Source organism: Mesorhizobium sp. M5C.F.Ca.IN.020.32.2.1, assembly GCF_004023105.1.
Taxonomy (GTDB): domain Bacteria; phylum Pseudomonadota; class Alphaproteobacteria; order Rhizobiales; family Rhizobiaceae; genus Mesorhizobium; species Mesorhizobium wenxiniae.
In genome coordinates this window covers 1-6,657 of the sequence record NZ_RZSX01000304.1, presented here as the reverse complement: position 1 = coordinate 6,657, position 6,657 = coordinate 1, and the positions used below count along the sequence as shown (strand labels likewise).

The window sequence follows — 6,657 nt, the reverse complement described above, 5'->3', positions numbered from 1 at the left end:
ACCTAAGTATTCTCAGCTCAGCATCCATTACTTGATGACTATCGCTCACATGAAGGAGGTTCGTCACGGGATTATCGCAGAAAAAGAGACTACGTACGGTGCCGGATAAAGCCTGGGCCGGCTGTGTGTTACCCTTCAGTTTTTGCGACAAGTGCAGCGCATTAGGTCCGCTCCAGATCGTGGCGCAAACCGGACGCATGTCGAATAAGTCCAGCACCAATGGCCAATGCTTCCCGCCGGTGGAACAGGTAAGGGTATAAAACGCATCAATGGATTTGCGACTATGAATCGAAAAGAACCGTTCCGAGAGTTCCAAACCGGTTCGCCGGCGAATAAATTCGTCGAGCAGCGAGGTTAGGCCAGAGCGCGCGACTTCCGGGCCATACACTATCAGCGCCGTGGATGACATCATGCCGCCCCCCCCAAAGGGTCGCTTGTGATATGGGCCTTCCTGCTCGCGACGGTGATCCTAGTCGCTCTAACGCGTCTCCCTTCCAGCCAATCGGCGAGACGAGCGGGATGACGGGCATTAATCACAACGCCGGGAAGGCTTTTCTTCGCCATGAATTCGACCGCGCAGGCGTCAATCGAGGTGTGGCCGAGAAGGACAAGATCTTGAGCAGCGATCTGCTCTATAAGTGCAGCGGGATCGTCGGTTGCTCCACCGCGATGCACGCCATCGACATCTGTCAAAATCACCAGCTGTGGTGCCCCAGTTAACCAAGCGATCCACGCGGCAACGGCGTCGGATGTGACGTCCCAACTCCATTCCACTGGGTCAGCCGCAAACAGCAAACGGGAAGGCAGCAGCACTGGAATCTTCCCAAGTCTCGCGAGAGTTCGGCATTCGCCTAGGCTGGCCGATGGAACTAGTTTGGAAGAGAAGGCGGCATCCGCAAGCAAATACCCCGTTTGGTCCTGTGCTAGAGCACACGCATGATGCGCGGTACACGGATCTAATCGCTCGGCTGCATCAATCGCCTCAATTGCTTTGTCCGGGATGCCGCCGCCTGGAACAAGTAGGATTCGATGGCCCTTATCGGCGAGACGCTCAAGTTCAGCCAGTGCGAGCTTACACACGGCAAGATCACGCATGATGCTCCCGCCGAATTTGAGAACAATCGAAAAGCCATATGGTGGAAAACCTTTTATTGAGCAGTCCATCGGCTTGCCATCCCGCCCTCAGGCAACAGATACGATCTCAGGAATTTTTGAAGCCAGGTTTGGAAGCGCTGCCCAGACCTTTTGAAACGCGGCCGCGTACAATTTCATCACTTCAACGTCGTTTGGTGGAGCGATCTCCGACACGTAAAACATGGTGTTCAATATCTTCATGGCGTTTGGAAAATCGGTCCTTGACCATTGGCCGCAGATATCCGGCAGATATTCAAAGACGGGCTTCGTCAGCCAGACCGCAACGGGAACTCCCTCGGCTTGAAGAAGCTTAATGATGAAATCCCTGGCCGTAGGGCCAGGTAGAAAACCGAGCTTTTCCGGCTCAAGACGCAACGGGAGATTCAGCATCGATTGTTGATGATCTGCTGGATCGAAAAGAGGCAGAAGCCCTGAGAGGTGGCCAATCTCCTGCCAAAGGAACCTAGCATTCCTTCGCCTTTTTTTAAGCTGCCGGTCAAGCTGCTTGAGCCTGTGATTAGCAATGGCAGCAGAGAATACATTGGGTCGGTAATTGTAGCCTTTGGAGTTCGGGGAGAATATCCTAGCTCCACATCGCGACGAGCTTGTCAGCGAAACATTATCTACATGGTGGATCAGAGCAGGGTCCCTCGTCAGGACAAATCCAAGCTCACCTGCCCCGAGGTGTTTAGCTCCGTTGCCGGAGAGAGAGAGTGCATCGCTCTCCAAGTAAGCTCCATTGACAATATCTTTCGCAGCGCCAATTGATTGGCAAACATCATCGATAATCGCCACGCCTCGCGCTCGCGCCGCGAATCTCAAGCTGGGAACCAAGAGGTTATTTCCGAACAGATGAGTTATGAGCGTCGCCGCGTCACCTGGCTTGATGAGGGAGGCCGCCATCTTCTCATCAACTCCGGCAAGGTCTGGCTCAACATCGACAAAGACCGGTTCGAGTCCACTGATCGCGATTGGGCCGACGGCTCCCGGCCAGTTCAAAGCCGACGTAACGACTCGGCGACCTCGGTTCCGGTAGTAGTCGAGAGCCACGTGAATAGCGGCTGTGCCGCTTCCAACGGCGCGCACAGACCAGTTACCCGACCAATCCGCTAGCCGCTTTTCGAGCTCAATCACCATAGGGTGATTGACGCGATGATATTTGCCGCTTTCGACAACATTTGCGAGCGCCTTCAAATGTTTACGTTTCGCAGCTGGCCAAAGAACAACTCGCCCAGCCGGCACCGTGGGATCTCCTCCAAAGAGCGCAAGAGAAGTGTCCTTCTGGTGGACGCATCGTGTGCTTGCTGCCGTGGCTAAGCTTACATCCTTGGTCATATGATCAAGCCTGGTTGTGTTACATCGGCCATCGGCCACTCGCGAAGTCACGAGCCGAACCGAACCGTCTCTCGCATACTTTTGCGTCTTGCAACGAGGCTCGGCTAACCCACAAGAGCAGAGTCGCTCCTGAGAACAGGCTGGGCGCCGTAGCGCCCTCGCTACGTTGAGTTCAGGAAAGAGCTTTCAAGCTCGCAACCGGCGTATGAGGCGTCAACCTCGTCGGAAATGAACTCGCTGAACGATTCAGTCCCTCCTTCGTAAATCAACACCTAATAGCCCCTGACAAGAAGGGGAAGTGGCCCTCTGAAATATATTTATGGATATATTATTTATTCTCCGCCTACCTTTAGCCTCCTATCTGAGATATTTTAGTATCGGAAGTGACAACGCGAGGTTGCTTTTTTCAGCCTCTCGTACCGGCACCATTTAAAAGATAAAAAGCGCAGCGCGGATGCGCAGGAATATCATCCAGCCAAAGCCGCGGGCCAGATAATCAGCCAACCTTGGCGAGCTGGGAGCACCCCGAGCTTCCGTAATTGGTTGAAGCACTCGCCGGACCGAGGGCCGGCGTCCAATGTTAGTAGCCCCTTTCGCGAACACTCCGGCTAGTGGGTTTGTGTCAGAATGACCTCTCCCGGGATCGTATTCTGAGCGCTCAGTGAGGATGTATCTCGTTGTAGTCATCCCACCGGGCGATCTGGCGGAGAACCATGGGTGATCATGCAAGGAGTGATGCGAACGCAATCACGCTTGAAGGTTTTGACCCAGGCTTCCGACACGTCGCTGGAGTGGGGCGCTTCACGGGCGTGGAGCAAGTAACGCGGTCAGCGCAGAGGCGAAGGCGCGTGTTCCTTGCCGGTGTAGGGGTGCCATTTTCCGACAGGTCTCGATCGGATGAGGCACCCTCGTCGATCCGAAGCGTGTCTTGACCGCCTCCAGCATCATATCGCACGGGACCCGCAGCCCTCCTGCGACGGCCCAAGCCGAATGGCTCAGCTACTCGGCTGATGTCGGCGAAAATCGCTCACCAATACTTCTTTGTAAACGTGAAGTTTGCCAGCTGTCTCCTGCTCATATTTTGCAAAGCGCGCGACACTGCGCGCTGTTCTACATCAAGGTGGTTAGTCAATGCGGATGCCACTGCGCTCGTAGTCTTGCCGAGCTGAGGCATTGCGTCAGTTAGCCTTGCAAGACTGGTTCGAAAAGCCGGGGAAAGCTCAGACGCGGTTATTTCCATGCGAAGGGCATGAGAGCAGAAACAGAACTTGTCGATGATATGGCAGATTTCGCAATTACATGCCCCCAGAGCTATGTCAGTGAATATTTCTTCCGCTCGAAGAGCGAGCTCCGTTGGAGATAACTCACCAGAGGGGGCGGTTCGGTCGAGAGGGTGAGTCCGTGTACGAGTTAGGGCGAAGGTAAGTGTTTCGCGCGCCACCACATACGAGTCCAATAGAACCCACTCGACCAGAGGTCTCGTAAAGTAGCCCCTTTGAGGAAAGGACACGATCTTCCCTTCCGCTGCAAGTCGGATAAGTGCTTCGCGTATAGGAGTCCGGCCGATGTTGAGGTCGGACGCTAGCTCTTTATCGCTGAGATGCTGCCCCGGCATGTGGGATTTGCTGTAGAGCAATTGAAGTACCGCGTCGTAGGCTGCATCGGCTTTTGCGTTCTTCTTGGCTTCAATAGCCAAACTGGGCATTTCTGTCCGACGACATTGGGCCGCATTTTTGCAGAACCACATCTCTACGCTTCCCCTTTTTTCGACGTCCTTTGAACGTTCGATTAGCAGAATTTGAGTTTCTGCGGCGTGCTATTTCTCGACATCCGGACATGACGCATGCACCGCGCGCCGCCTCAGCTGCATACACCATGCGTATGAGGTGTGACCATGGCCAGCCGCGGCGCTCGGATGCGGAAGCCGGTTGTGTGCGTCAAGTTCTGCAAAAAGGGGCGGCCATGGTGCTGGTCATGCGGCTTGGCGCAGAGTGAGCTTCTTGTGCTCGCGCAGGTCGTCCATGTTGATGTAGCGGTTGGCCTCCATCCAGTTTTCGTTGGTTTCGACGGCCAGCGCCCTGACGAGGCGTAGGCAGCTCTGTGAGTTTGGAAAGATGCGCAGGATATAGGTGCGGCGCCGGATTTCCTCGTTGAGCCGTTCAAGCATGTTGGTGCTCTTGAGATGCTTGTGGTGCTGGCGTGGCAGACGAAAGAAGGTCAGCGTGTACTCGATGGTCTCCTCCACCCATGTCGTCAGTCGTGGGTAGCGGGCCGACCATTTGGAAAGCCATGCGGCGAGATCGGCCTTGGCCTCGGCGAGATCGCGCCGGTCGTAGAGCCAGCGCAGTTCCTGCAGGCAATCGTCGCCATGCTTTCTCGGCAGGTGATCGAGCGCGTTCCTGAGGAAGTGCACGTAGCAGCGCTGCCATGCCGCTTCCGGGATCACCTCGCCGATCGCCGCGACCAGGCCGGCATGATCGTCAGACACGACCAGCTCGACGCCCTTGAGGCCGCGTGCCTTCAAGCCAACGAGAAAGTCCCTCCAGGCCGAGCGGCTCTCACGATTGGCCATCTCCACGGCCAGGATCTGACGCCGGCCGTCCCAGTCGATGCCAACCGCGATCAGCACCGCCTGGCTCATGACGATGCCGGCTTCGCGCACCTTCTCGTAGCGAGCATCGAGGATGAGGTAGGCAAAAGGCTCTTGAAGCGGGCGCTCGGCAAACGCTTTCAGGCTCTCGTCCAGGCGTTTGTTGATGGCCGAGATGGACGAGGCCGAGAAGGCATGGCCGCACAGCTCTTCCGTTATCGCCTTGACCTTGCGGGTCGACACGCCCTGCACATACATCTCCGCAAGCGTGGCCACCAAGGCCCGCTCCGAACGCTGGTAACGCTCGAAAAGCTCGGTGGAGAAGCGGCCGGCCCGGTCCTGCGGAACTCGCAGCTCAAGCTTGCCGACACGGGTGACAAGAGTGCGGCCATAATAACCCGAGCGATAGCCGAGCCGCTCCGGTGTGCGCTCGCCTTTCGAAGCACCCAGAGCCTCGTCCATCTCGGCCTCGAGCACCTCCTGCATCACCGCCCGGATCACTTCGTGCAGACCTTGCGGGTCCGAAAGCAGAATGTCTTTGACGGCGGCGCTGGCGGTCTTACTTTCAGTCTTGGGTCATGGTGGCGTTCCTTCGCGGGAATCAGGTGACGTTGAACATCACCAGCCTGCCATGACCGCCCCCTCTCAGCGAATTTGCAGAACTCTCAGCACACTACCGGGAAGCCTCAGAGGACCGGACGCGGAAAGATCTAGGAGGCGTTAGGCGCTCGACGCACCTGAGCTGCGCGCAAACCATTTCCTGCGCTCGTCGCTTCGCCACGCTAGACTAGCGGACTGCGCAACCCTGACCAGTTCCGCCCGGCGAGCGCTTACCACGGGGGCTTTGACCCACTCTCGGTGACATTTCTTTACAGCGCCGACTAACGGCCCTTAGCAGATCCAACTTGCCGCGGCCGTACATCTGTCGTTTCACCAGTTTGCGCTTGGCCCTCGCTTTGTTCGTAGACCTTACTTCGGTGGTCGCCGCACGACGGCCGTCGTCACTAACGGAGCGACCGTTCTGACGGAACTTCCCGGGGTGGCATCTCTTGTCATTGCCCTCGGAGAGGCCCGGCTCCGACTAAAACTACACTTGGCGATCTGAAGAGCGAAAGGAAGGCTTCGCTGAAGGCGGTGTTGGCACCAACAGAGATCTTACCAAGCGTTCGCACAGCTATGCTTTGGTTCGCGAGGCATTGGGATTTCTGTGCCCCTTCAGACACTCGGCGATGCACTCACTCAGAAGAGCCATTGAAGGCATAAGCGTTGCCGGTCCAGGTTCGGCCAGGGCCCGCGCCGGAGCTGAGTAGGAGCACCTCATGCGCCACCCCAGAGACTGGCGATTTGTCACGCGTCGTTATTGCAAGCGTATGCGCTCCTCGGTCGCGGCCAGTTCTGAGAAAGGCGACGGCCTCTCGCTCATATCTTTCATAGGAGATGCCGATAGCATAAGCCGAAGCGTCCAGCCCATGAGCCAGACCGCGAGCGATGTTCACAATCCGGGGTCCCCAGCCAGATCAGGCGGCTGTGACAGTAGCTCTGCGCAGATTGCGGAGACGCCCATACCAAGAGCTTCGACACGCGTAGCACTCTGTAGT

The 6,657-nt window shown here is 56.8% G+C and carries 4 protein-coding genes and 1 pseudogene; all 5 read right to left on the bottom strand.

The window, feature by feature from the left end:
- Window positions 1-412: nucleoside-diphosphate kinase (locus EOA86_RS16730; protein ID WP_245497294.1), on the bottom strand; the 412-nt coding region annotated here is incomplete at its 3' end.
- The gene (locus tag EOA86_RS16725; protein ID WP_051695332.1) at window positions 409-1,164 is read right to left on the bottom strand and encodes an aspartate kinase; all 756 of its coding nucleotides are present in this window, start codon (window positions 1,162-1,164) and stop codon (window positions 409-411) included. The genes EOA86_RS16730 and EOA86_RS16725, both read right to left, overlap by 4 nt.
- A gap of 18 nt (window positions 1,165-1,182) precedes the next feature.
- Window positions 1,183-2,469 (bottom strand): DegT/DnrJ/EryC1/StrS family aminotransferase, encoded by a 1,287-nt coding sequence (locus tag EOA86_RS16720; RefSeq protein WP_095521241.1) that lies wholly within the window; start codon window positions 2,467-2,469, stop codon window positions 1,183-1,185.
- A gap of 1,027 nt (window positions 2,470-3,496) precedes the next feature.
- On the bottom strand, window positions 3,497-4,216 hold the full coding sequence (locus EOA86_RS16715) for a GntR family transcriptional regulator (protein WP_029354792.1): 720 nt from the start codon (window positions 4,214-4,216) through the stop codon (window positions 3,497-3,499).
- 225 nt (window positions 4,217-4,441) lie between these two features.
- A pseudogene (locus tag EOA86_RS16710) lies at window positions 4,442-5,632 on the bottom strand (IS256 family transposase); the annotation flags it as partial.
- Between the last annotated feature and the right edge of the window lie 1,025 nt (window positions 5,633-6,657).

Bases quoted from the DNA above. Each gene is read 5' to 3' on its own strand.
- EOA86_RS16725 (WP_051695332.1), bottom strand. From the start codon at position 1,164: ATGGACTGCTCAATAAAAGGTTTTCCACCATATGGCTTTTCGATTGTT.
- EOA86_RS16720 (WP_095521241.1), bottom strand. From the start codon at position 2,469: ATGACCAAGGATGTAAGCTTAGCCACGGCAGCAAGCACACGATGCGTC.
- EOA86_RS16715 (WP_029354792.1), bottom strand. From the start codon at position 4,216: ATGTGGTTCTGCAAAAATGCGGCCCAATGTCGTCGGACAGAAATGCCC.